Raw genomic sequence first — 21,324 nt, forward strand, 5'->3', positions numbered from 1 at the left:
TCATTTCGGGCCCGCTGCAGCCGGCCACCGGCTGGCTGGGCGTCCTATAGTGCGTCAACGATAAGACCAAGAGGTGGCAATGACCCTTCGCGAAATGCTCCAGGCCGTGCGTGACAACCCGCAGGCCGTGACCGTACCAGCCAGTTGGGGCCAGGGCCGCGCCGGTTTCGGCGGGCTGGCCGCAGCGCTGGTTTACGAGGTGATGCGCGCCCAGGTGCCGGAAGGGCGACCGCTGCGCTCACTGGCAATCACCTTTGTCGGGCCGCTGGCGGTCGATGAACCCGTGAGCCTCGAAGCCCAGGTGCTGCGTGAAGGCAAGGCGGTCAGCCAGATGCTCGGCAAGGCCGTGCAGAACGGCCAGGTGGTGACGCTGGTGCAGGGCAGCTTTGGCGCTCCGCGCAGCTCCGCGATCGTGGTGGCGGCCGAGCCGGCGCCGGCCATGCCGCCACTCGAGGCCTGCCAGGCGTTGCCCTATATCCCGGGCGTGGTGCCGGCGTTTACCCAGCATCTGGAGATGCGCTGGGGCCTCGGCGGCTTGCCATTCAGCGGCAACCCCTCGCGCGAAATGGGCGGCTGGGTGCGTCAGCGTGGCGAGTCGACCGGCGAAGCGATGAACGAGGCCCATCTGCTGGCGCTGGTCGACGCCTGGCCGCCGGCACTGTTGCCGCACCTGAAGAGCTTCGCGCCGGCCTCGTCGCTGACCTGGACCATCGAGTTCGTCCAGCCGCTACCGCTGCTCGACAGCCACGACTGGTGTCAGTACCGCGCGCTGATCGAACACGCGCGTGACGGCTACGGGCACTGCGCCGCCGCGCTGTGGACGCCGGCCGGCGAGCTGATCGCCCTCAGCCGGCAGACGGTTACGGTGTTCGGCTGAAGAGGCTCAGAGCCGTAACTGGCCGATCGCCCGGCTGAGCTCGCCGGAGAGCGCGGCCAGTTCCGCGCTGGTGCTGGCCGACGCTACGGTCTGCTGCACCGTCTGCTCGGTGACGTCCCGGATGCCGGTCACCGAGCGATTCAGCTCTTCGGCGACCTGGCTCTGCTGCTCGGCCGCCACGGCGATCTGCACGTTGCTGTCACGCATCTGGGCCACGGCCGAGGTGATCGCCTCGAGCGCCTGCGCGGCCTCGCGCGCCTCGCGTACACAGTCATCGGCCTTGAGCTGGCTCTCGCGCATGAACTCCACGGCGTCGCGGGTCATCCCCTGCAGATTGCCGATCATGTCGGTGATCTCGTTCGTGGAGTCCTGCACACGCTTGGCCAGGCTGCGCACCTCATCGGCAACGACGGCAAAGCCGCGGCCCATCTCGCCGGCGCGCGCCGCCTCGATCGCCGCGTTCAGGGCGAGCAGGTTGGTCTGCTCGGCAATGCCGTGAATCACGCTCACCACGCCATTGATCCGCTGGCTGTCGCTGGCCAGCTGCTCGATGGTTTCGGCCGTTTGCTGCACGCCGGTCGACAGGCTGGAAATGGACTGCTCGACGCGAGCCACCACTTGATGGCCGGCACTGGCCAGCTGATCGGCATTCTGCGATTCGTCGCGGGTGGCGCCGGCATGTTCGGCAATGTTGTAGACCGTTGCGCTCATTTCGTTGATCGCGGTGGCCGCCTGGTCGGTTTCGCTCTGCTGCCCGAGCATGCCCTGACGAACGTCGCTCATGCTGGCCGCCAGGCGCGAGGCGCCTTCATCGAGCCGCGCCGCGGCCTGGGCGACGGTGCCGACGATCCGTTGATAGCCGTTCTGCATGGCGTTGAAAGCGCCGGCCATCTGACCCACTTCGTCGCGGCTGTCGAGTGGTACGCGCGCCGCGAGGTCGCCGCTGCGCTCGACATGCAGCATCACGTCTTTGAGCGTGTTCAGGTGGCTGAGCAGGAAACGGATCAGGAGTTGCGAGGCGGCCAGCAGGCCGAGCATCAGCACGGCGACCGCGACGGCATAACTGAAGAAGTGCTCGGCGAGCACCTGGCTGACGCTGGGCACTGCCACCGGCATTGCGATGTGGCTGCCATCGCCGCGCGCGACGAGGTGCACCCCGATGACCGGCTGATCGCCGAGCAGGCGCTCATGGTCGAGGGCGTGCCAGCCGGGCGTGGCCGGTAGCGAGCCGGTATCGAGGCGGATCGGCTCGCCTGGAGCGAATACCCGCAGCCCCGGCAGGCTGGGCAGTGCGGCCTCTGCCGGCCAGCTGGCGAGCAAGGCGGCGCGGGATGCCGCTTCAGCCTGTGCTGTGGTCGCCCGACTGCTCTGTTCCAGCTGAATGGCGAACAGCACCAGCAACAGGGCGATGACGAACGACACCATGTTCAGTGCCCAGAATTTGTACTTCAGCGACAGGTCGCGAATCCAGACGAGCATGCAGTTTCTTCTTCTGTTCAGGCCTATGCGTGAATGCGAACGGCGTCGCGGTTCGTTGTCGCTTTAGCGGCAGGTCGTGCCGGACCTTGAGTCATTCCTCGTCGCTCACCGATCGGGAGCGGGCAGGGCGAAGAAGGCCCGCGCACAAGCGCTGGTATGCGTGGCCAGATCGGCCTCGCTTTCGCCGCGATGGCGGGCGACCTCGCGCAGCACCTCGGTCAGATAGGCCGGCTCGTTGTGCCCTGACTTCGGCTTCGGCCGCAGCGTGCGCGGCAGCAGGTAGGGGGCGTCGGTTTCGAGCATGAGACGCCCCCGCGGGATCTCACGCACCAGCGCATGCAGATGGCTGCCGCGGCGTTCGTCGCAGATCCAGCCGGTGATGCCGATGTGAAGATCCAGGTCGAGATAATCGAACAGGGCGTGGCGCTCGCCGGTAAAGCAGTGCACCACGGCTGCGCCCAGGTGGTCGCGATAGGGCCGCAGGATCTCGGCCAGCCGCCGACTGGCATCGCGCTCATGGAGAAACACCGGCAGGCCCGTCTCGGCGGCCAGCTGCAGCTGTGCTTCGAGCGCCCGTTCCTGTTGCTCCCGGGGGGAGAAATCGCGGTTGAAGTCCAGCCCGCATTCGCCAACGGCTCGTACCCGGTCCTCCTGATACAGCGCTTGCAGCGTATCGGCGGTCGTAGCGCTCCACTGGCTGGCGTCGTGCGGGTGCACGCCGGCGGTGCAGAACAGCTGCCGGCCGCTGTCGTCGAGCGCCCTGCACAGCGCAAGCGCCGCCTCGCTCTCCGCCAGGCTGGTGCCGGTCAGTACCAGCTGGCGGACGCCGGCTGCCGCGGCGCGCTCGACCACGCCGGCCGGATCATGGCTGAACGAAGGGTGGGTGAGGTTGACGCCAATGTCGATCAGCTCCATTTGTGTTCCTCGATCGTGGCGGCAATGGCCGCCGACTGGTTTCATCCGTCCGCCGAATTGGCATGGGCCATCCGGCTGTGAGAGGCTGCGCATCATTTTTTGCCGGCGGGGATTGGCTGTCCTGCGCCGAAGAGGTCATCGCCACGCCATGTCACGCCTTGCGTCGCTCCTGTTCTGCCTGCTGATGCTCGTGACCGGGTCGGCAGCCGCACGGGTGGTGGGGCCCGATCCCTGGCATGCGGGCGCGAGCTCGGTGCGCGACCTGGCCGACATTCGCCGCAGCGGCGTGCTGCGGGTGCTGATCAACCAGAGTCGCAACAGCTCGGGCGAAATCAAGGGCGAGGCGATCGGTGTCGAATATGCGCGCTTGCGTGCCTTCGAGCAGTTTCTCGACCGGGGGCGGGGCGAGGGCCAGGGTATCACGCTGAAGTTGATTCCCAAGGCGAAGGACCAGCTGCTTGCTGCGCTGCAGCGCGGCGAGGGCGATCTGGTCGCACCCGGCGAGCTGATCGATACGCGCAATAGCCGTGGGCTGAGCCGCAGCCGGCCGGTGGTGCGTGATGTCGACATGGTGTTGGTGGGGCGCAAGGGTGGGCCGCAGTACCAGCGTCTCGAGCAACTGTCGGGGCGCAGCCTGGCGCTGCCGCCGGGTAGTGCTGCCGGAAGGGCGGTGAACGAGCTCAACGAGCGGCTGCTGGCGCGAGGGCTGGCGCCTATCGTCGTCGAGTGGGTCGATCCGACGCTGGCGGTCGAGGATGTTCTGGAGATGGTCCAGGCAGGCATCTACCCGGTGACGGCGGTGGAGCGAACCATTGCCGAGCGTTGGGCGAAGGTGATGCCGCGGCTGCGGATCGACGACCGTGTCAGGCTCGGCAACCAGGCCGACATGCACTGGTTCGTACGCAAGGAGGCGAGCATGTTGCGCGCCAGCATCGACCGTTTTCTCAAGGACTACCGCCCGCCGGAAAACCAGGACGCGGCGTTCGAGCGCGTCTACCGCCGTCTGTACAAGGTTCAGTATCCGCTCGATCGGGTCGGCCGCCAGCGGCTCGAGAAGGTTCGCCCGACCTTGCAGCGCTACGCGGCGAAGATGGAGCTGGACTGGCTGAATCTCGCCGCCGTCGCGTTCAAGGAATCCACGCTCAATCCGGCGGCCAAGGGCAGTGGCGGCGCGACCGGCCTCATGCAGGTGACCCAGGCCACGGCACGCAACCTGGGCGTGGCCGACATCCATAAGCTCGATAACAACGTCTATGCCAGCGCCAAGTACCTGGCCAGCATTCGCCGCCAGTATTTCGCCAGCCCGCGTCTCAACGAGCGCGAGCGCATGGCGTTCACGCTGGCGGCCTACAACCTCGGGCCGCAGCGGGTGCAGAGCATGCGGGCCGAGGCACGGCGGCGCGGGCTCGACCCGAATCAGTGGTTCTTCCAGGTCGAGCGCGTCGCCATGGAAACCGTTGGCATGGGCGTGGTGGCCTACGTCAACAGCGTCAACAAGTACTACCTCGCCTACAACCGTGAACGCTATTTGCTCGAGGTCGACTCGCGCAGCGCCGCCAACTGAGTGGTTCAGCCCTCGCGCGCGGCCGCCAGTCGCTCGGCGGCGTCGAGCCGCAGGCGCTCGGTCTCGTCGAAGCGTTCGGCGGCCAGCTGCGCCACGGCGCGTGTCTTGTCCTGCTCGCTGAGGCCACGGCTCGCTTCGATCCTGCGCTTCTCGACGCGGTAGGCCGCGAGCCGCTGCCGCCACTGGTCACGGCTTGCATCCAGGGCTTCCAGACGCTGCGTGGCGGCATTGCCGACCAGTTGCTGGCGCAGCTGACGCAATGCCTGCGGTGTCCCGCCTGAGGCCTGCAACCTGGCGCTCTGCTCGCGTAGCGCCTGCTGCAGCCCAGGAACGATGGCATCCTTCAGCTCGTCGGGCAGGGATTCGTGCAACCGGTCGAGGGCCTGGCCTTTCTGCTGCGCTGTGAGCGCCGGATTCAGGCGGATCGCCAGGCGTTCGAGACCGTAGCGATCGTACTGTTCCTCCACGGCGAAAAACGCCTGGTGCGTCTGGGGCGAAAACAGGCGGGCCCGTAGCGCCTGCACCGCCTGGAGGCGACGCTGCAAAGCGTCGATATCGTCCGCGCGCGGAAAGCCCCGCTCCAGGTCGAGCAGCTGGCGCTTGTAGTTCAGGTAGCGGGTCAGCAGGGCGCCTGCCTGTTCCGCTGCGGCGGGCGGAAGCTGCTGTTCGAGGTAGGTACGCAAGCGCAGTACGCTGCTGCTCAGGGGCTCCTCGCCAAGAGTGCTGAGAAAGTAATCGAACAAGCGTCGCACGCCCTCGGTGACCACTAGGTTTCCCGAGGCATCGACTGGCAGCTCACCGTCGATGCGGGTGCCGCGAAAGGACAGCGGCAGCGCGGCCGGCGCGGCGGCCCGCTTCACGGCAGCTGCGGGCAAGGCCTGGTTGGCTCCGTGGGCGTCGAGAACGACGGGCGAGGCGGCCGCCTGCTCCTGGGCAGCGGGCGACGGGGCAGGGGCCGGTGGTGTTAACCAGAACAGCGGAACGGCGGCCAGCGCCGCCAGGATGCCGACAACAAGGATTCGTTTCATGGTTCTGCCCTACCAGAGGGGCGCCGGGCCGGGCCCGGCTCCCTGGGTCAAAGGCCTGCGTTCCTCAGGCGGTTGGCGTGCTGGCGATAGACGCTCACTGGGTCTGTTTCGAAGAGGCTGGTCAGGCCGAGCACCTGGTTGACCTCGTCCAGGTGGTTCATCCGGTAGTTGTCGCGGATCACCATACCCAGATGCGAGCTGCAGCGTCCGACCAGGCCGTCGTTGGCTTCGTCGAACGCGAGCGAGCCCGCGCCCATCATTGCGTCGCTGACATCCAGTGGGTTGGTCAGCGGGCTCGTCCCGCTCCAGGAGTAGTAGCGCACACCCTTGACCACGTAGGCCCCTTCGCCGCAGGCGCTGGTCGGGATGCCCTGGGGGTACTTCGCGTTGAAGCGCGCAGCGCCCTCGCTGTTGAGCGATTCGAGCGAGCCGAGTGCATTCTGCGGAGCGCTGCTGTTGCTGCCGGAAAGAAAGTTGATCAGTGCGCCCATGGCGTTCGTCAGGCCTGCGAGGAAGGCTTCGCCTGCCGAGCCTTCGGGTACCTGACGGATCATGTCGGCGACAGCCGAACCCTTGTGCGGTGCGCCGACGCTGGTCACCGAAGCCACCAGGTCGGGCCGTACCGCTGCGACATAGCGAATGGTCGGGCCGCCGTGACTGTGGCCGATCAGGTTGACTTTGGGCTTGCCGCTGAGTGCGACGATTTCCTCGACCTGCTCGAGCAGTTCTTCGCCGCGCAGCTCCGAGGTGTTCAGCTGGCTGACTTCCGTGACATAGACCTCGGCACCGTCACGCCGCAGGGCGCGGGGAATGCCGTACCAGTAGTCGACGCCCAGCAGGCTGTCGAAGCCGAGCATGCCGTGGGTCAGCACGATGGGGTAGCGGGTCTCGGTGTAGCCAGCGGCCGCGGCGGTCTGGGCTTCGCTCAGGCCGGCCACGCACGTCGCGCACAGCGACAGGGCAAGCAGTCTGTTCTTGTTCTTCATGGACGCACTCATCGAAAAGGTGAAGGGTCGAGGGCATTCCCTTGCCGTTCACCGCGCCAGGCGCGTACTGCGCGATCGCAAGCGCACGTTTTGTGCCAGATTGGCGTTGCGCCCGCAGAGCGCACGGCCCAGAGCGTTGCGCTCCTGTGATGCTGGCAGTACGCCTTTATTCGATGTGTTCGCGGGCTGTTACCGCTTGCTACGAAGGTGGCTTGTGCAGTGTTCCATCGATACCCATTCGGCGATGATGGCCGCAAATTGTGACTGTTTGGTCGCAAATTGATGGGCTGGTCACGGGTAGTCGATGCTGATGACGTACCAGAGTCTGGGGCCGGTGGGCGTCTGCACCTGCACCTCGGCATCGAGTGCCTTGCCAACCAATGCTCGCGCGAGCGGCGAATCGATGCTGATCAGCCCTTGCTTCAGGTCGAGCTCATCGGGGCCGACGATGCGGTAGCGGGCCTGCTGGCCGTCTTCGTCCTCAAGCGTGACCCAGGCACCGAAGTACACCCGGCTCGGATCGCTCGGGCGCTCGCCGACCACTTTCAGCTTCTCCAGGCGCTTGGTCAGAAAGCGCACACGGCTGTCGATTTCGCGCAGCATTTTCTTGCCGTAGGTGTACTCGGCGTTTTCGGAGCGATCCCCCTGCGCTGCCGCCTCGCTGACCGCCTGGGTGACCTGCGGACGCCGGACATGCCAAAGCTCATGCAGCTCTGCACGCAGGCGTGCCTCGCCTTCGGGCGTGATCAGGGGAGTGCCGGCGGCACGAGGTGGGCGATAGCGGCTCATAACATGTTCCTGATAGAGAAGGCGGCCGATTGTAGTGCCGAGCGGCTCGTCAGTTCTCGCGCAATACCCGCAGTGGGCTGACGTTCAGTGCGCGGCGGGTACCGAACAGGCCGGCACCGCCGACCAATAGGGCGCCGATGACGGGCAGCACCAGCAGCCAGGGATGCGGTTGCCAGGGGATGTCGAAGGCGAATCGGTAGAGCAGGGCGCTGATCAGCTCGCAGCCGAGCGCCGCGAGCACGCCACTGACCGCGCCAAGCAGGCCGAACTCCGCGCGGCGCGCCTTGACGAGCACGGCACGCTCGGCGCCCATCGCGCGTAGCAGCGCCCCCTGGCGAACCCGTTCATCGAGCGTACTCTGCAAGCCCGCGAAGAGTACCGCCAGCCCGGCGGCGAGCACGAAGACGAGCACGTATTCGACCGCCAGGGAGACCTGCGTCAGGATGCTGCGCAGTTGCGCGAGCAGGGCATCGACCTGCAGCAGCGTGATGGAGGGGAAGTCCCGCGCCAGCTCTACCAGATCACGGTCGTGGCCGCCCGGCAGGTAGAAGCTCGTCATGTAGGTGGTCGGCAGGTCCTTCAGGGTGCCGGGCGCGAAGATCATGTAGAAGTTCGGCTGGAAACTGTCCCAGTTGACTTCGCGCAGGCTGGTCACCTCGGCGTCACGACTGATGCCGCCGACGGTGAAGCTGAGGCGGTCGCCGATCGTCAGCCCGAGGCTTTCCGCCAGCTCGGCTTCGACCGATACGCCTGGCAGCGAGCTTGCATCCGGCTGCCACCAGTGGCCGGCAACCAGCCGATTGTCGTTCGGCAGATCGGCCGACCAGGTCAGGCTGAGGTCGCGGCGTACCGCACGCTCACCCTGCGAATCCTTGCTGACCAGTTCACGCACCGGTTCGCCGTTGATCGCGACCAACCGGCCCGGGACGACGGGGTAGAGCGGAGCGGCATGTTCCGCGAGAGCATCGATCCGGGTGGCGAACGCGTCCTTGTCAGCAGGCAATACGTTGAGCACGAAGTGGTTGGGGGCATCCGCAGGTAGCTGCTGTTGCCAGGCGTCGAGCAGCTCGCCGCGCAACAGGGCGATCAGCGCCATCGCCAGCAGAATCAGGCCGAAGGCCAGCGCCTGGCCCGCTGCCGCCAGCGGATTGCGCATCAGCTGGCCTAGGCCGAGGCGCCAGACCAGAGAGCTGTTGGCGAGCAGGCGACGCAGCCCGTGCAGCGCGAGGAGCAGCAGCCCGCCGAGAATGGCCGTGGCGAGCAGCCCGCCGCCAAGCAGGGACAGCGTGAGGCGAAGATCCAGGCTGAGCCGCCACATGATCAGCCCCAGAGCGGCTACCGCAGTGCAGTAGACCAGCCAAGTGCTGGGCGGTATTGGCAGTATGTCGCGGCGTAGGACGCGCAGCGGCGGCACACGCCCGAGCGAAGCCAGCGGCGGCAGTGCGAAACCTGCCAGCGCGACCAGCCCGGTAGCGACGCCGGCGAGCGCCGGCCAGGGCGTCGCGGCGGGGATTTCCTGAGCCAGCAGGTCACGCAGCAGATAGAACAGGCCGGCCTGTGCGATGACACCCAGCAGTGCGCCAGCTGCGCTGGCGAGCAGGCCGAGCATGCCGAGCTGGGCGCCATAGAGCGCCAAAGCTTCGCGTCGGCTGAGGCCCAGGCAACGGAGCAGGGCACTGGCGTCGTAACGCCGGCTGGCAAAGCGCGCCGCTGACAGCGCCACTGCCACGCCGGCGAGCACGATGGCGGCGAGGCTGGCAAGGTTCAGGTAGCGCTCGGCCCGACCCAGCGCGCCGCCAATCTGGCGATTGCTGTCGTCGGCGGTCTCGATTCGCTGATTCGGCTGCAGACCCGGCTTGATGGCGTCCTGGTAGCGCTGCAGGGCGGCGGCGTCGCCGCGCCAGAGGTCGCGGTAGCTGACCCGGCTGCCGGGCTGCACCACGCCCGTGGCCGCCAGGTCGTCGAGGTGCATCAGTACGCGCGGGGTAAGGCTGTAGAAGTCTCCGACCCGATCGGGCTCGTAGGTCAGGACACGGGCAAGTCGCAAGGACCGATCGCCGACTTCGATGTGGTCGCCGATTTGCAGGCCGAGCGCAGTAAGCAGGCGTGCCTCGGCCCAGGCTTCACCCGGCCGCGGCCCGCCGCCGACCTGCTCTGGCTGGAACGGTGCGGCTGCGCTGCGTAACTCGCCGCGCAGGGGATAAGCGTCGTCGGCGGCCTTGATACTGGCCAGCTGAATCTGCTCATCGGTGGCGATGACGCTGGCAAACTCCACCGTGCGGGCATGCGCGAGGCCAAGCGCAAGGCCGCTTTCGACCTGCTGCGGCTGGGCCGGCGCACTGCCGCGCAACACCAGATCGGCGCCGAGAAATTCGCTGGCGCGAAGTAGCATGGCGTCGTTCAGGCGGGCACTGAAGTAGCCGATCGCGGTGCTGGCGGCGACGGCGATGAGCAATGCGAAGAACAGTACCCGCAGTTCGCCGGCCCGCGCGTCGCGCAGCAGCTGTCGCCACGCCAGCTGCAGGATGCGCCGGCCCGGAACCGCGTTCATTGCGTCACCTCGTCGCGAACCTCGCGACCACCCTCCAGGCGCAAGACTCGTCGGCACCGGCGTGCCAAACGCTCTTCGTGCGTAACCAGGACCAGGGTAGTGCCGCGCTCGCGGTTGAGCTCGAACATCAGTTCGATGATGTGCGCGCCGGTCTGGCTGTCGAGATTGCCGGTCGGCTCGTCTGCGAACAGCAGCTCAGGTTGCGCGGCGAAGGCGCGCGCGAGCGCGACGCGCTGCTGTTCGCCGCCCGACAGCTGACGCGGATAGTGGTGCAGACGCAGGCCGAGGCCGACCCGCTCGAGCAGTTCGACCGCCTGCCTGCGCGCATGCTGTGCCCCTTTGAGCTCCAGGGCGAGCATGACGTTTTCTTCGGCGGTCAGGCTCTCGAGCAACTGGAACGACTGAAAGACGAAGCCGACATGGGCGCCGCGCACGCGGGCGCGCTCATCTTCGTCGAGGCGTTCGAGCGCGTGGCCGGCCAGCAGCACTTCGCCGGCACTGGGCAAATCCAGGCCAGCCAGCAGACCGAGCAGTGTCGACTTGCCCGAGCCGGACGCGCCGACGATGGCCAGGCTGTCGCCGCTTGCCAGCTCCAGCGACAGGTCGTCAAGGATCCGCAGCTCGCCTTCCGCGCTGGAGACCACTTTGCTAAGGTGCCGGGCGATGAGAATGCTGCCGCTCATGGGGAGATCCGATGCGAATGTGGCTCAAGGGTGGCGTGCTGGCGCTGGTGCTGTGGGCTCAGAATGCCCTGGCCGGCACGGTACTGGTGGTGGGCGATAGTATCAGCGCCGCTTTTGGCCTGGAAACCGAGCAAGGCTGGGTGCAGCTGCTGCGCGAGCGCCTCGCCGAAACCGGCAAGGAGCACGCGGTGGTCAATGCCTCGGTCAGCGGCGACACCAGCGCTGGCGGGCTTTCCAGGCTCGATTCGCTGCTCGCCGAGCACCGTCCGCAGGTGGTGATCATTGAGCTCGGCGGCAACGATGGGTTGCGTGGACAGGCCCCGGCGCAATTGCAACAGAATCTTGCCCGCATGGTCGACAAATCCCGCCAGGCCGGCGCCGAAGTACTGCTGCTCGGCATGCAATTGCCGCCCAACTATGGCCGTCGATATACCGAAGCGTTCGCCGAAGTGTTTTCGCAGGTGGCGCAGGACAAGCAGGTCGCACTTGTGCCGTTCTTTCTCGAGGGCGTCGGCGGCGTCGCTTCGATGATGCAACCCGATGGCATTCACCCGGCCGCACGGGCACAGGCCCGGCTGCTGCAAAATGTCTGGCCGGCGCTCGAACCGCTGCTATAGCGGGTATCGCTACAGACCGCGCTAGCGCTTGCTTTGCGGCCTCCGCACGGCTACTGTCGCGCCCTCGATTGGAGCCTTCGATGTCGCGCTCAGCCAGGACCCTCTACGCCTACCGACTCATCGTGCCGGACGAGCAGTTCGACCTGTTCGCCTGCCGCGAGAATCGCCTGCATCTGGCCCTGCGGCAGCTCGAACTCGATGGCCATGCCGACCGAACGCTCTGTGGCGGTCTTTTGCCGGCCCAGCCACGCTGGCAGGACCTGCAGCGCGAGGTGCTGAAGGATCGCCGGCTCTGTGCGTCCTGCCGCGCATTGCTCGAGGCACGGCGCAAAGGCCTTCCGTCTGCAGGGCATGCGTGGTAGCTCATACGGGCGGCCGTTCAAGTACAATCCAACCATTTCGTCGTTCATGCCAAGGGTCTTCTGAATGTTCTCGCGCGCGTCCCGGGTCGCCTCCTGTCTGTCACTTGCTACGTTGCTGCTGGCCGGCCACAGCGCTGCGCTGGAATTGCCGCTGCCACCGGAAGGTGAGGATGTCGTCGGCGAGATCCAGGTGATCAAGGCCAAGTACGAAGACACCTTTGCGGCGCTGGGCGAGACCTATGACCTCGGTTATTCGGAGCTGGTCGCGGCGAACCCGGGGGTCGACCCCTGGCTGCCAGGCGAGGGCACCGATGTGATCCTGCCGACCCGCTTCATTCTGCCGCCCGGCCCGCGCGAGGGCGTGGTCATCAACCTCGCCGAGTTCCGGCTGTATTACTACCCGCCGGGCAAGTCGGTGGTGCATACCTATCCGCTGGGCATCGGTCGTGAAGGCTGGGGTTCGCCGGTGGGCAGCACGCGGATTACCGCCATGACGCCGAACCCGGCGTGGTATCCGCCCAAGTCGATTCGTGAGGAACATGCAGCCGAGGGTGACCCGCTGCCGACCGTCGTGCCGCCTGGCCCGAACAATCCGCTGGGGCCGTTCAAGATGAACCTGGCCATGTCCGGCTATCTCATTCACGGATCGAACAAGAAATTCGGTATCGGCATGCGCGTGAGCCACGGCTGCTTCCGCATGCTGAACCATAACGTGCTGGAGCTTTCGCGGATGGTCGGCGTCGGCACGCCGGTGCGGATCATCGATGAGCCGTACAAGTTCGGCGTCAGCGACGGCAAGGTCTACCTCGAGGCGCACGCCCCGCTGGAAAGCGAAGAGAAGGGCATGACGGTGATGGACAAGCACGCGATCGTCATCAATACCCTGCTCAAGCGTGACGAAACGGCTGGCAAGCTCAATCTGGACTGGGAAGTGGTGCGCGATGTGGTCGCCGGTGAGGACGGCTTGCCGATCCAGATCGCCGAGCAACACACCACCGTGGCGAGTTCCGAAGAAGCCCCGGTGTTCTAAATGGAAGGGCTGGGGCTGGGGCTGGGGCTGGGGCTGTGACGGACATGGCCCCCGAAATTCAGGCATAAAAAAGCCGACCCTGGGGTCGGCTTTTTTGCTTCAGCTGCAATTACTTGCGGCTGGCGCGTTCCAGCATGCGCAGAGCGCGCTCGTTGGCTTCGTCAGCGGTCTGCTGAGCCTTCTGAGCAGCGGCCAGGGCTTCGTCAGCCTTGCTGTACGCTTCGTCAGCGCGAGCCTGGGCGCGAGCGGCAGCGTCTTCGGTCGCGGTCAGGCGAGCTTCGCTTTCTTTGGTCATGCTGTTGCTGCAACCGGTAGCCAGAACTGCGGCCAGAGCCAGAGCAGAGAATTTCAGAACGTTGTTCATCGTGTTCCCCTTAAATATGGAATCCATAAGCAACTTCCGTTATGGAAAGTTTGCGTGCACATACTACCTATAACTTTGGTTAAGTAAACGGAGCGGACCGTTCCGGCAGCAAAAATTTTGCTGACGAACGGTCATCCATTGCTTCGACCATCGTCAGGATAAAAAGTAGCCACTTTGCGGTCTGCAACAACATCGTCTTTTGTACGATGCGAGGCATTCGACGCCGCGAGCAGGCGGTTCGGGGTGGCCGCGAACGTTCGAACCGGGTAGAAAGAAAGGCTCACCGTTTCAACAGGCCGCCCATATCAAGGTTGGCCCTGAACCGGCATGCAACAATAAGAAAAATCAGGCTGATCCTGCCTAGGAGTTCAGATGACCGATGCATTAACCATTCGCCACGACCGCGACGGACATCGCTTCGAGACGGTGATCGACGGGCACATGGCTTATCTCGCCTACGTCGATCTCGGCAAACAGACGCTGGATATCTATCGGACTTTCGTGCCGGACGCGCTACGCGGAAGGGGGATTGCCGCTGCCTTGGCGCAACGGGCGCTCGATTTTGCCGAGGAGGAAGGCTACAGCGTTATCCCGTCCTGCTCGTACGTGGAGTGGTACATGGAGCGTCAGGGGCTGAGCAGCGCAGGCGAGGGCGCAGAATGAAGAACGCCGGGCTAGCCCGGCGTTCTGGTCGTATCAGGTGCGATTGCGTTGCCGCTGCGGCAGCACCGACTTCAACTTGCCGTGCATCGAGCGTACAGCCTTCTCGGTAGTATCCCAGTCGATGCAGGCGTCGGTGACCGAGACGCCGTACTTCAGTTGCGACAGATCCTTGGGGATCGGCTGGTTGCCCCAGCCCAGATGGCTTTCGACCATCAGGCCGACGATCGACTGGTTGCCCTCGAGGATCTGGTTGGCGACGTTGTCCATCACCAGCGGCTGCAGTGCCGGATCCTTGTTGGAGTTGGCGTGGCTGCAGTCGATCATCACGTTCAGCGGGATCCCCGCCTTCTTCAGTTCCTGCTCGCAAAGCGCGACGCTGACCGAGTCGTAATTGGGCTTGCCGTTGCCGCCGCGCAGCACCACGTGACCGTAGCTGTTGCCCTTGGTGGTGACGATGGAGACGCCGCCAGATTGGTTGATGCCCAGGAAACGATGTGGGCTGGAGACCGACTGCAGGGCATTGATGGCTACCGTGAGGCTGCCATCGGTCCCGTTCTTGAAACCGACTGCCGAGGACAGGCCGGAGGCCATCTCCCGATGCGTCTGGGATTCGGTGGTGCGTGCGCCGATGGCCGACCAGCTGATGAGGTCCTGCAGATACTGCGGGGAGATCGGGTCCAGCGCTTCGGTCGCGGTGGGCAAGCCCATCTCGGCGAGATCCAGCAGCAGCTTGCGGCCGATGTGCAGGCCATCCTGAATCTTGAAGGAGTCATCCATGTAGGGGTCGTTGATCAGCCCCTTCCAGCCGACCGTCGTCCGCGGTTTTTCGAAGTAGACACGCATGACCAGGAACAGGCTGTCGGAAACCTGCTCGGCGAGCGCTTTCAGACGTTCAGCGTATTCGTGTGCAGCTTTCAGGTCGTGGATGGAGCACGGACCCACGACGAGGAACAGGCGGTGGTCCTTGCCATCGAGGATGTCACGCACCACCTGGCGCCCGTGTGCCACGGTCTTGGCAGCTGCGTCGGTCAGCGGCAGCTCGCGCTTCAGCTGTTCAGGGGTGATCAGGGTTTCGTTGGAGGAAACGTTGAGATCGTCGATTGGTAGCTCAGCCATGTATTACTCGTCCGGGTCACAGGTGCTCTGCGCTGGCAATCCCGGTGCAGCAATGCAGAGCGATGGAGCGCAGCGGGACACGCACCTTAGCGCTATTGGGCGGCATCGACAACGAGATTGATGGCCGGTTTCGCTGCGTTCCTACCAAGGTATCGGGTGGGCGATCCGGTGCGATTGTGCGTCCTGCCGATCGCGCTGTTATCGTGTCGTGACCTCGGCGGGACGGATCACGACAACAGGAGCGGCAAAGCATGGCATCAGGGCATTCGCGCATTGGAATCATCGGCACCGGCGCCATCGGCGGGTTCTACGGGCTGATGTTGGCAAGGGCCGGGCAGGACGTGCATTTCCTGCTGCGCAGCGAGTATGCGGCGGTCACCGCCCGGGGGCTGCGGGTCGAGAGCCAGGTTCATGGAGCGCTACAGCTGGATTCGGTACAGGCCTACCGCCAGGCTGCGGACATGCCGCCGTGCGATTGGTTGTTCGTAGCCGCCAAGACGACCTCTAATGCCGCTCTGGCGCCGGCAATCGTGCAGGCAGCGGCGCCGGGGGCCAAGGTGGTCTTGCTGCAAAACGGGCTTGGTGTCGAAGACGCCCTGCGCCCCCTGTTGCGTGACGACATGCACCTGCTCGGTGGGCTCTGCGCGATCTGCGCCCACCGCGCCGAGCCCGGCGTCGTCGTGCATCAGGCCCTGGGCGCGGTCAATCTCGGCTATCACACCGGGCCAGCGGACGCCGAACAACGCCAGCGGATCGTCGACGAAGGTGTTGCGTTGTTCAGGGCGGCTGGAATCGACTCGACAGGCATGCCGAGCCTGGCGCAGGCACGCTGGATGAAGCTGATCTGGAACGCAGCCTTCAATGGCCTGTCGGTCTTGCTCGATGCCGACACGCGTACCCTGCTGCGCAACGACGACAGCCGTGAACTCGTCCGGCTGGTCATGCAGGAGGTCGAGGGAGCTGCACAGGCGTGCGGCTACACATTGCCGCCGGCAATCACGGAAAAGATGCTGCAAGGGACCGCTGCGATGCCTGACTACCTGCCGAGCATGTATCACGATCGTCGGGCGCATCGGCCGATGGAGCTCGAGGCCATTTATGCCGTGCCGTTGGCGCAGGCTGCGCAGGCCGGTTATGCGATGCCGCGAACCGAAGTGCTTTACCGGGCCCTGTGTTTCCTGGATGCAGCCGCCCAGCCGCCGGGCTGACTGCAGCGGCGCTACCCTACGAGCGACCGCCGGGGCCGGGAAAAACCCAGAGGACGGTCTATGCTCTCGCTTGTATCATTCCTCTGGTTATAAGCATGGCCGCTAGGTAGCGGTGCCTTTGCCTCTGAGGGTTATCTATGAAGCTGCAGCAACTGCGTTACATCTGGGAAGTGGCGCACCATGACCTCAACGTCTCGGCAACCGCACAGAGCCTGTTCACCTCGCAGCCGGGTATCAGCAAGCAGATCCGCCTGCTGGAGGACGAACTCGGTGTCGAGGTGTTCGCGCGTAGCGGCAAGCACCTGACACGCGTGACGCCGGCCGGCGAGCGCATCATCACCACGGCTGGCGAGATCCTGCGCAAGTGCGAGAGCATCAAGCAGATCGCCCAGGAATTCTCCAACGAAAAGAAGGGCACGTTGAGTATCGCGACGACGCACACGCAGGCGCGGTACGCGCTGCCGCGCGTGATCAGCGCGTTCATCAAGCAGTACCCGGACGTGGCGTTGCACATGCATCAGGGTACGCCCACGCAGATCGCCGAAATGGCGGCCGACGGCACCGTCGATTTTGCCATTGCCACCGAAGGGCTGGAGCTGTTCGGAGATCTGGTGATGATGCCGTGCTATCGCTGGAACCGTTGCGTAATCGTCCCGCAGGGGCATCCGCTGGCCAAGCTCGACAAACTCACGTTGGAGGCGCTGGCCGAGCATCCGATCGTGACCTATGTGTTCGGCTTCACCGGACGCTCGAAACTGGATGAAGCGTTCAGCCATCGCGGCCTGGCGCCAAAAGTGGTGTTCACCGCGGCGGATGCGGACGTGATCAAGACCTACGTTCGCCTGGGCCTTGGCGTGGGCATCGTGGCGCGGATGGCGGTCGATGCTCAGCAGGATGCCGACCTGGTGGCGCTCGATGCCAGCGAGCTGTTCGAGTCGAGCGTCACCAAGATCGGCTTTCGACGCGGCACCTTCCTGCGTGGCTTCATGTGCGACTTCATCCAGCAGTTCGCGCCGCACCTGGATCGCAAGGTGGTCGAGCAGGCCATTCAGTGTCGGAACAAGGCGGATCTCGACGCCCTGTTCGAACACGTCGAGTTGCCCACCTACTGATCGCTCAGGTCTTGGCGATCAGATTGCCGGCGTGCAGGCCGCATTCCTTGTGGGTCGCTTCTTCCCACCACCAGCGGCCTTCGCGTTCGTGCTGGTTGGGCAGCACCGGCCGGGTGCAGGGCTCGCAGCCGATGCTGATGAAACCCCGCTCGTGGAGGCTGTTGTAGGGGACCTCCAGCATGCGGATATAACCCCAGACTTCCTCGCTGCTCATCTGCGCCAGCGGATTGAACTTGTAGAGCGGGTGCTCGGCCGTCGAGAAGGCGCCGTCGACCTCGAGTACCGGCACCTGGCTGCGGGTGCCGGGGCTCTGGTCGCGGCGCTGGCCGGTCGCCCAGGCGCGGACTTCCGAAAGCTTGCGGCGTAGCGGCTCGATCTTGCGGATGCCACAGCATTCGCCATGGCCGTCGCGATAGAAGCTGAACAGGCCTTTTTCCCGGACCATTGGCTCGAGCAATTGCGGATCGGGCGTGCGGATGTCGATGGCAATGCCATAGTGGTCGCGCACCTGTTCGATGAACCGGTAGGTCTCGCTGTGCAGGCGACCGGTGTCGAGGCTGAAGACCCGAACGTTTTTGTTCAGCTTCCAGGCCATGTCCACCAATACGACGTCTTCGGCACCGCTGAAGGATATCCAGAGATCGTCGCCGAACAGATCGAAGGCGAGCTTGAGGATTTCCTGTGGCGACTTGCTGGCGTAACGCTCAGCCAATGCAGCTACATCGATCGGTTGGTGGTTCATCTCACGGCTTTCCTCGGCTTGTTGGCGCTCGGGCGCTCTCGGGCGAGGGATGGTAGCAAAGCGCGAATATGCTTCTAAATAACGATTGGCGTTTCAAACCCCGCTGTTTGGGTATAAGCGTCGCGTTGCTTCGCTGCGTCGGTGCCGTTAGAGTGCCGCCTTTCATTTTCTGCATGAGGAGTGGCCCGTGGAAATAGCCTGTCTCGACCTGGAAGGCGTACTGGTTCCGGAGATCTGGATTGCCTTTGCCGAGGCCACCGGAATCGAGTCGCTCCGGGCGACCACGCGTGACATTCCCGACTACGACGTGCTGATGAAGCAGCGCCTGCGCATTCTCGACGAGCACGGCCTGAAGCTGTCGGACATCCAGCAGGTCATCGGTACCCTGAAGCCGCTGGAAGGGGCGGTAGAGTTCGTCGACTGGCTGCGCGAGCGCTTCCAGGTCGTGATCCTGTCCGACACCTTCTATGAATTTTCCCAGCCGCTGATGCGTCAGCTCGGCTTTCCGACGCTGCTGTGCCATCGGTTGATCACCGATGAGAGCGACCGGGTCGTCGATTACCAGCTGCGCCAGAAGGATCCCAAGCGCCAGTCCGTCATCGCCCTGAAGAGCCTGTATTACCGCGTCATCGCAGCGGGCGACTCGTACAACGACACCACAATGCTTGCCGAGGCGCATGCCGGCATCCTGTTCCATGCGCCGGACAACGTGATCCGTGAATTTCCGCAGTTCCCGGCGGTGCACACCTACGAGGACCTCAAGCAGGAATTCCTCAAGGCCTCGAACCGCAAGCTGGCGCTCTAAGCGATAGAGAGCGGCAGGAACGGCGCCCAGGTGGCGCCGTTTTCGTTTGCCGTCAGCGGCCGGCCGCTTCCAGCGTCCGCAGCAGAATGTTTACCTTGTCCAGCGATTCCTGATACTCGGCCTGCCAGTTGGAGTCGGCAACGATGCCGCCGCCACCCCAGCAATAGACACGTTGCTCGCTGAACAGCAAGGTGCGGATGGCGATCGAACTGTCCATCCGGCCGCGGACGTCCAGATACAGGAGCGAGCCGCAGTAGATCGAGCGGCGAGTGGGTTCGAGCTCGTCAATGATCTGCATGGCCCGGATTTTCGGCGCCCCGGTGATCGAGCCGCCCGGAAAGCTGCCCGCGAGCAGGTCGAGTGCGTCCTTGCCGGCGGCCAGTTCGCCGCGCACTGCACTGACCAGGTGGTGGACGTTCGGGTAGCTCTCCAAGGCGAACAGCTCCGGCACCCGAACGCTGCCGGTGCGGCAGCTGCGCCCAAGGTCATTGCGCAGCAGGTCCACGATCATCAGGTTTTCGGCGCGATCCTTGTCGGCCGCCAGGAGTTCGGCAGCGGCAGCGGCGTCCGCACCGGATTCGGGCATGCGCCGACGTGTGCCCTTGATCGGCCGGGTTTCCACCTGACCATCGACAACACTCAGGAAACGCTCCGGCGACAGGCTGGCGATAGCACCCTGTTCGAACGAGAGAAACCCGGCGAAGGGCGTTGGGCACGCCTGACGTAGCGCTCTGTAAGCCTGCCAGGGCTGCCCGTGATAAGACGCCTGGAAGCGCTGGGCGAAGTTGACCTGATAGCAGTCGCCGTCGCGGATGTACTGCTGGATGCGCTCGATCGCCGCGCGGTATCGCTCGGCCGTGAGGTCGGCGCGGAAGGGCTCGCTCAGCTCGAAGGATGCTGTTGCGTCTGGCGTATTCGCCTTGTCGCCAAAAAGTGCCAGCAATCGCCGACGCTCGTCCGCCGCCAGGCGCGGGTGACAGACCAGATAAGAGCGCTGGGTTGCATGATCGGTGGTAACCGCCCAGCTATACAGGCCCAGCTGGGCGTCGCGCGCACCGAGGTCATCGACCGCCTGGGCGGGCAACACCTCGACGCGCCTGCCGAAATCGTATGCCAGCAGGCCGATCAGCCCCCCGGCGAAGGGCAACTCGACGCCTGCGGGCAATTGCGCCGGGCCGAGGCGCGCCAGCGCGAGGCGAAGGCGCACGAAGAAGGCTGCTGCATTTTCGTCGGGGAGTGGGCTGAGCGTCTCCAGCGGCCAGGCGCTGATCAGGTCGTAGCGCCCGCGCTGTGCGACCGGCCGGCCCGAGTCCAGCAAGATCGCTCCCGGCGCTTCGCGGACTCGCTCGAAGTAGGCCGCCGGGTCGGGCAGGTAGGGCAGGGGGTCGAGGGTGCAGAGATTCATGCTGAGCTTGGCCTGGACCGGGCCTCGGCGGCCCGGCCAGCGATCAATCGCGCTGCGGCACGTGGCCGAACAGTTCTTGCGAAAAGCGTACCCGCTCTTCCGGCGTTTCCTGGATGCCCTTTTCCTTCAGCTCCGCGACGCGCGCTTCCACAGCCTGCGCGCGGTGCGTGAGGCCGCAGTCATTGGCAATCTGGATGTTCAGGCCCGGGCGAGCGTTGAGTTCGAGAATCAACGGGCCCTTGTCGACATCGAGCACCATGTCGACACCGATGTAGCCAAGGCCGCACAGCTCGTAGCAACCGGCAGCCAGTTTCATGAAACCGTCCCAGTTGGGTAGCTGCACGCCGTCCACCGCGTTGGTGGTGTCCGGATGCTTGGTGATCTTGTTGTTCAGCCAGGTGCCGCGCAGCGTGATGCCGGTGGCCAGGTCCACGCCGACCCCGATCGCACCCTGGTGCAGGTTGGCCTTGCCCCCGGACTGCCGGGTCGGCAGGCGCAGCATGGCCATCACCGGATAGCCCATCAGCACGATGATGCGAATGTCCGGTACGCCTTCGTAGCTGATGCTCTTGAAGATCGGGTCCGGGGTGACGCGATATTCGATAAGCGCGCGGTCGCGGTGCCCGCCCAGCGAGTAGAGGCCGGTGAGGATGTTGGAGATCTGATGCTCGATTTCGTCGTGCGACAGGATCTTGCCCGAAACCGTCTTGTAGCGACCCTCGAAGCGGTCGGCGATCACCAGGATGCCGTCGCCGCCGGCACCCTGGGCCGGCTTGACGACGAAATCGGTGTGGTCCTTGACGATGTCCTTGAGCTTGTCGATGTCCTTCTCGGTCTCGATGATCCCGTACATCTCCGGAACATGGATGCCGGCCTCGATCGCACGCTGCTTGGTGATGATCTTGTCATCGACGATCGGGTACAGGCTGCGCTTGTTGTACTTGAGCACGTAGTCCGCGTTGCGGCGGTTGATGCCCATGATGCCCTTGGCAGACAGGGCCTTCCACGTCTTGATCAGACCGAACATG

General features: G+C 65.0%; 21 protein-coding genes. 9 read left to right on the plus strand and 12 right to left on the minus strand.

Annotated features, from left to right (window positions below; genetic code table 11):
- Positions 1–79 precede the first annotated feature (79 nt).
- Entirely contained in the window at positions 80–877 is a 798-nt protein-coding gene (locus CL52_RS08330; RefSeq protein WP_043219777.1) for an acyl-CoA thioesterase, read from the plus strand.
- Positions 878–883: 6 nt separating this feature from the next.
- Here the strand turns inward: CL52_RS08330 and CL52_RS08335 are convergent, their stop codons facing one another.
- Together CL52_RS08335 and CL52_RS08340 are read right to left on the minus strand one after the other, a co-directional pair.
- On the minus strand, positions 884–2,356 hold the full coding sequence (locus CL52_RS08335) for a methyl-accepting chemotaxis protein (protein WP_043219781.1): 1,473 nt from the start codon (positions 2,354–2,356) through the stop codon (positions 884–886).
- A gap of 105 nt (positions 2,357–2,461) precedes the next feature.
- Positions 2,462–3,271, minus strand: coding sequence for a TatD family hydrolase (locus tag CL52_RS08340; RefSeq protein WP_043219783.1), 810 nt, complete (start codon positions 3,269–3,271; stop codon positions 2,462–2,464).
- Positions 3,272–3,419: 148 nt separating this feature from the next.
- Between CL52_RS08340 and CL52_RS08345 the strand changes: the two genes are divergently transcribed.
- Positions 3,420–4,835: an MltF family protein gene (locus CL52_RS08345; protein ID WP_043219786.1), complete on the plus strand. Its 1,416-nt coding sequence runs from the start codon at positions 3,420–3,422 to the stop codon at positions 4,833–4,835.
- Positions 4,836–4,840: 5 nt separating this feature from the next.
- Here CL52_RS08345 and CL52_RS08350 read toward each other — a convergent pair whose 3' ends face one another.
- From CL52_RS08350 to CL52_RS08370, 5 genes are all read right to left on the minus strand, one after another.
- Positions 4,841–5,863, minus strand: coding sequence for a lipase secretion chaperone (locus CL52_RS08350; RefSeq protein ID WP_043219789.1), 1,023 nt, complete (start codon positions 5,861–5,863; stop codon positions 4,841–4,843).
- Positions 5,864–5,910: 47 nt separating this feature from the next.
- Positions 5,911–6,849 carry a triacylglycerol lipase gene (locus CL52_RS08355; RefSeq protein WP_041105386.1) on the minus strand — a complete coding sequence of 313 codons (939 nt, stop codon included), beginning with the start codon at positions 6,847–6,849 and terminating at the stop codon, positions 5,911–5,913.
- Positions 6,850–7,140: 291 nt separating this feature from the next.
- Complete coding sequence (greB, locus tag CL52_RS08360; RefSeq protein ID WP_041105388.1) at positions 7,141–7,638, minus strand: transcription elongation factor GreB; 498 nt, start codon at positions 7,636–7,638, stop codon at positions 7,141–7,143.
- Between the two features lie 49 nt (positions 7,639–7,687).
- Positions 7,688–10,189: an ABC transporter permease gene (locus tag CL52_RS08365; RefSeq protein WP_043219790.1), complete on the minus strand. Its 2,502-nt coding sequence runs from the start codon at positions 10,187–10,189 to the stop codon at positions 7,688–7,690.
- Positions 10,186–10,872 (minus strand): ABC transporter ATP-binding protein, encoded by a 687-nt coding sequence (locus CL52_RS08370; protein WP_043219793.1) that lies wholly within the window; start codon positions 10,870–10,872, stop codon positions 10,186–10,188. The genes CL52_RS08365 and CL52_RS08370 overlap by 4 nt, the downstream gene beginning before the upstream one ends.
- A gap of 11 nt (positions 10,873–10,883) precedes the next feature.
- Here CL52_RS08370 and CL52_RS08375 point away from each other — a divergent pair, with 11 nt between their 5' ends.
- The 3 genes from CL52_RS08375 (at position 10,884) to CL52_RS08385 (ending at position 12,881) form a co-directional block, all read left to right on the plus strand.
- Positions 10,884–11,489 (plus strand): arylesterase, encoded by a 606-nt coding sequence (locus CL52_RS08375; protein WP_043219796.1) that lies wholly within the window; start codon positions 10,884–10,886, stop codon positions 11,487–11,489.
- Positions 11,490–11,569: 80 nt separating this feature from the next.
- Positions 11,570–11,851: a hypothetical protein gene (locus CL52_RS08380; RefSeq protein ID WP_041105394.1), complete on the plus strand. Its 282-nt coding sequence runs from the start codon at positions 11,570–11,572 to the stop codon at positions 11,849–11,851.
- A 64-nt stretch (positions 11,852–11,915) separates the two neighbouring features.
- Positions 11,916–12,881 (plus strand): L,D-transpeptidase family protein, encoded by a 966-nt coding sequence (locus tag CL52_RS08385; RefSeq protein WP_043219799.1) that lies wholly within the window; start codon positions 11,916–11,918, stop codon positions 12,879–12,881.
- A 109-nt stretch (positions 12,882–12,990) separates the two neighbouring features.
- Here CL52_RS08385 and CL52_RS08390 read toward each other — a convergent pair whose 3' ends face one another.
- The gene (locus tag CL52_RS08390) at positions 12,991–13,245 is read right to left on the minus strand and encodes an Lpp/OprI family alanine-zipper lipoprotein (RefSeq protein ID WP_003294452.1); all 255 of its coding nucleotides are present in this window, start codon (positions 13,243–13,245) and stop codon (positions 12,991–12,993) included.
- Positions 13,246–13,617: 372 nt separating this feature from the next.
- Here CL52_RS08390 and CL52_RS08395 point away from each other — a divergent pair, with 372 nt between their 5' ends.
- Entirely contained in the window at positions 13,618–13,908 is a 291-nt protein-coding gene (locus CL52_RS08395) for a GNAT family N-acetyltransferase (RefSeq protein ID WP_041105399.1), read from the plus strand.
- A 33-nt stretch (positions 13,909–13,941) separates the two neighbouring features.
- Here CL52_RS08395 and CL52_RS08400 read toward each other — a convergent pair whose 3' ends face one another.
- Positions 13,942–15,024 (minus strand): 3-deoxy-7-phosphoheptulonate synthase, encoded by a 1,083-nt coding sequence (locus tag CL52_RS08400; RefSeq protein WP_043219808.1) that lies wholly within the window; start codon positions 15,022–15,024, stop codon positions 13,942–13,944.
- Positions 15,025–15,275: 251 nt separating this feature from the next.
- Here CL52_RS08400 and CL52_RS08405 point away from each other — a divergent pair, with 251 nt between their 5' ends.
- Both CL52_RS08405 and cysB read left to right on the plus strand, forming a co-directional pair.
- The gene (locus CL52_RS08405; protein WP_043219810.1) at positions 15,276–16,232 is read left to right on the plus strand and encodes a putative 2-dehydropantoate 2-reductase; all 957 of its coding nucleotides are present in this window, start codon (positions 15,276–15,278) and stop codon (positions 16,230–16,232) included.
- A 137-nt stretch (positions 16,233–16,369) separates the two neighbouring features.
- The gene (cysB, locus tag CL52_RS08410) at positions 16,370–17,344 is read left to right on the plus strand and encodes an HTH-type transcriptional regulator CysB (RefSeq protein WP_043219812.1); all 975 of its coding nucleotides are present in this window, start codon (positions 16,370–16,372) and stop codon (positions 17,342–17,344) included.
- 4 nt (positions 17,345–17,348) lie between these two features.
- Here cysB and CL52_RS08415 read toward each other — a convergent pair whose 3' ends face one another.
- The gene (locus tag CL52_RS08415; RefSeq protein WP_041105405.1) at positions 17,349–18,086 is read right to left on the minus strand and encodes a phosphoadenylyl-sulfate reductase; all 738 of its coding nucleotides are present in this window, start codon (positions 18,084–18,086) and stop codon (positions 17,349–17,351) included.
- Positions 18,087–18,273: 187 nt separating this feature from the next.
- On the opposite strand from CL52_RS08415, the gene thrH reads away from it, so the two are divergent.
- A complete protein-coding gene (thrH, locus tag CL52_RS08420; RefSeq protein ID WP_041105406.1) occupies positions 18,274–18,891 on the plus strand; it encodes a bifunctional phosphoserine phosphatase/homoserine phosphotransferase ThrH in 618 nt (205 codons plus the stop codon).
- Between the two features lie 52 nt (positions 18,892–18,943).
- Here thrH and pabB read toward each other — a convergent pair whose 3' ends face one another.
- Together pabB and CL52_RS08430 are read right to left on the minus strand one after the other, a co-directional pair.
- Positions 18,944–20,296 carry an aminodeoxychorismate synthase component I gene (gene pabB / locus CL52_RS08425; protein WP_043219815.1) on the minus strand — a complete coding sequence of 451 codons (1,353 nt, stop codon included), beginning with the start codon at positions 20,294–20,296 and terminating at the stop codon, positions 18,944–18,946.
- 43 nt (positions 20,297–20,339) lie between these two features.
- Positions 20,340–21,323 carry an alpha-L-glutamate ligase-like protein gene (locus CL52_RS08430; RefSeq protein WP_041105410.1) on the minus strand — a complete coding sequence of 328 codons (984 nt, stop codon included), beginning with the start codon at positions 21,321–21,323 and terminating at the stop codon, positions 20,340–20,342.
- Between the last annotated feature and the right edge of the window lies 1 nt (position 21,324).

The organism is Stutzerimonas balearica DSM 6083 (assembly GCF_000818015.1).
In the GTDB taxonomy this organism is placed as follows: Bacteria; Pseudomonadota; Gammaproteobacteria; order Pseudomonadales; family Pseudomonadaceae; genus Stutzerimonas; species Stutzerimonas balearica.

Excerpts from the sequence above, each read along its gene's own strand:
- CL52_RS08330 (WP_043219777.1), top strand. The coding sequence starts at position 80 with ATGACCCTTCGCGAAATGCTCCAGGCCGTGCGTGACAACCCGCAGGCC.
- CL52_RS08335 (WP_043219781.1), bottom strand. The coding sequence starts at position 2,356 with ATGCTCGTCTGGATTCGCGACCTGTCGCTGAAGTACAAATTCTGGGCA.
- CL52_RS08340 (WP_043219783.1), bottom strand. The coding sequence starts at position 3,271 with ATGGAGCTGATCGACATTGGCGTCAACCTCACCCACCCTTCGTTCAGC.
- CL52_RS08345 (WP_043219786.1), top strand. The coding sequence starts at position 3,420 with ATGTCACGCCTTGCGTCGCTCCTGTTCTGCCTGCTGATGCTCGTGACC.
- CL52_RS08350 (WP_043219789.1), bottom strand. The coding sequence starts at position 5,863 with ATGAAACGAATCCTTGTTGTCGGCATCCTGGCGGCGCTGGCCGCCGTT.
- CL52_RS08355 (WP_041105386.1), bottom strand. The coding sequence starts at position 6,849 with ATGAAGAACAAGAACAGACTGCTTGCCCTGTCGCTGTGCGCGACGTGC.
- greB (WP_041105388.1), bottom strand. The coding sequence starts at position 7,638 with ATGAGCCGCTATCGCCCACCTCGTGCCGCCGGCACTCCCCTGATCACG.
- CL52_RS08365 (WP_043219790.1), bottom strand. The coding sequence starts at position 10,189 with ATGAACGCGGTTCCGGGCCGGCGCATCCTGCAGCTGGCGTGGCGACAG.
- CL52_RS08370 (WP_043219793.1), bottom strand. The coding sequence starts at position 10,872 with ATGAGCGGCAGCATTCTCATCGCCCGGCACCTTAGCAAAGTGGTCTCC.
- CL52_RS08375 (WP_043219796.1), top strand. The coding sequence starts at position 10,884 with ATGCGAATGTGGCTCAAGGGTGGCGTGCTGGCGCTGGTGCTGTGGGCT.
- CL52_RS08380 (WP_041105394.1), top strand. The coding sequence starts at position 11,570 with ATGTCGCGCTCAGCCAGGACCCTCTACGCCTACCGACTCATCGTGCCG.
- CL52_RS08385 (WP_043219799.1), top strand. The coding sequence starts at position 11,916 with ATGTTCTCGCGCGCGTCCCGGGTCGCCTCCTGTCTGTCACTTGCTACG.
- CL52_RS08390 (WP_003294452.1), bottom strand. The coding sequence starts at position 13,245 with ATGAACAACGTTCTGAAATTCTCTGCTCTGGCTCTGGCCGCAGTTCTG.
- CL52_RS08395 (WP_041105399.1), top strand. The coding sequence starts at position 13,618 with ATGACCGATGCATTAACCATTCGCCACGACCGCGACGGACATCGCTTC.
- CL52_RS08400 (WP_043219808.1), bottom strand. The coding sequence starts at position 15,024 with ATGGCTGAGCTACCAATCGACGATCTCAACGTTTCCTCCAACGAAACC.
- CL52_RS08405 (WP_043219810.1), top strand. The coding sequence starts at position 15,276 with ATGGCATCAGGGCATTCGCGCATTGGAATCATCGGCACCGGCGCCATC.
- cysB (WP_043219812.1), top strand. The coding sequence starts at position 16,370 with ATGAAGCTGCAGCAACTGCGTTACATCTGGGAAGTGGCGCACCATGAC.
- CL52_RS08415 (WP_041105405.1), bottom strand. The coding sequence starts at position 18,086 with ATGAACCACCAACCGATCGATGTAGCTGCATTGGCTGAGCGTTACGCC.
- pabB (WP_043219815.1), bottom strand. The coding sequence starts at position 20,296 with ATGAATCTCTGCACCCTCGACCCCCTGCCCTACCTGCCCGACCCGGCG.
- CL52_RS08430 (WP_041105410.1), bottom strand. The coding sequence starts at position 21,323 with ATGTTCGGTCTGATCAAGACGTGGAAGGCCCTGTCTGCCAAGGGCATC.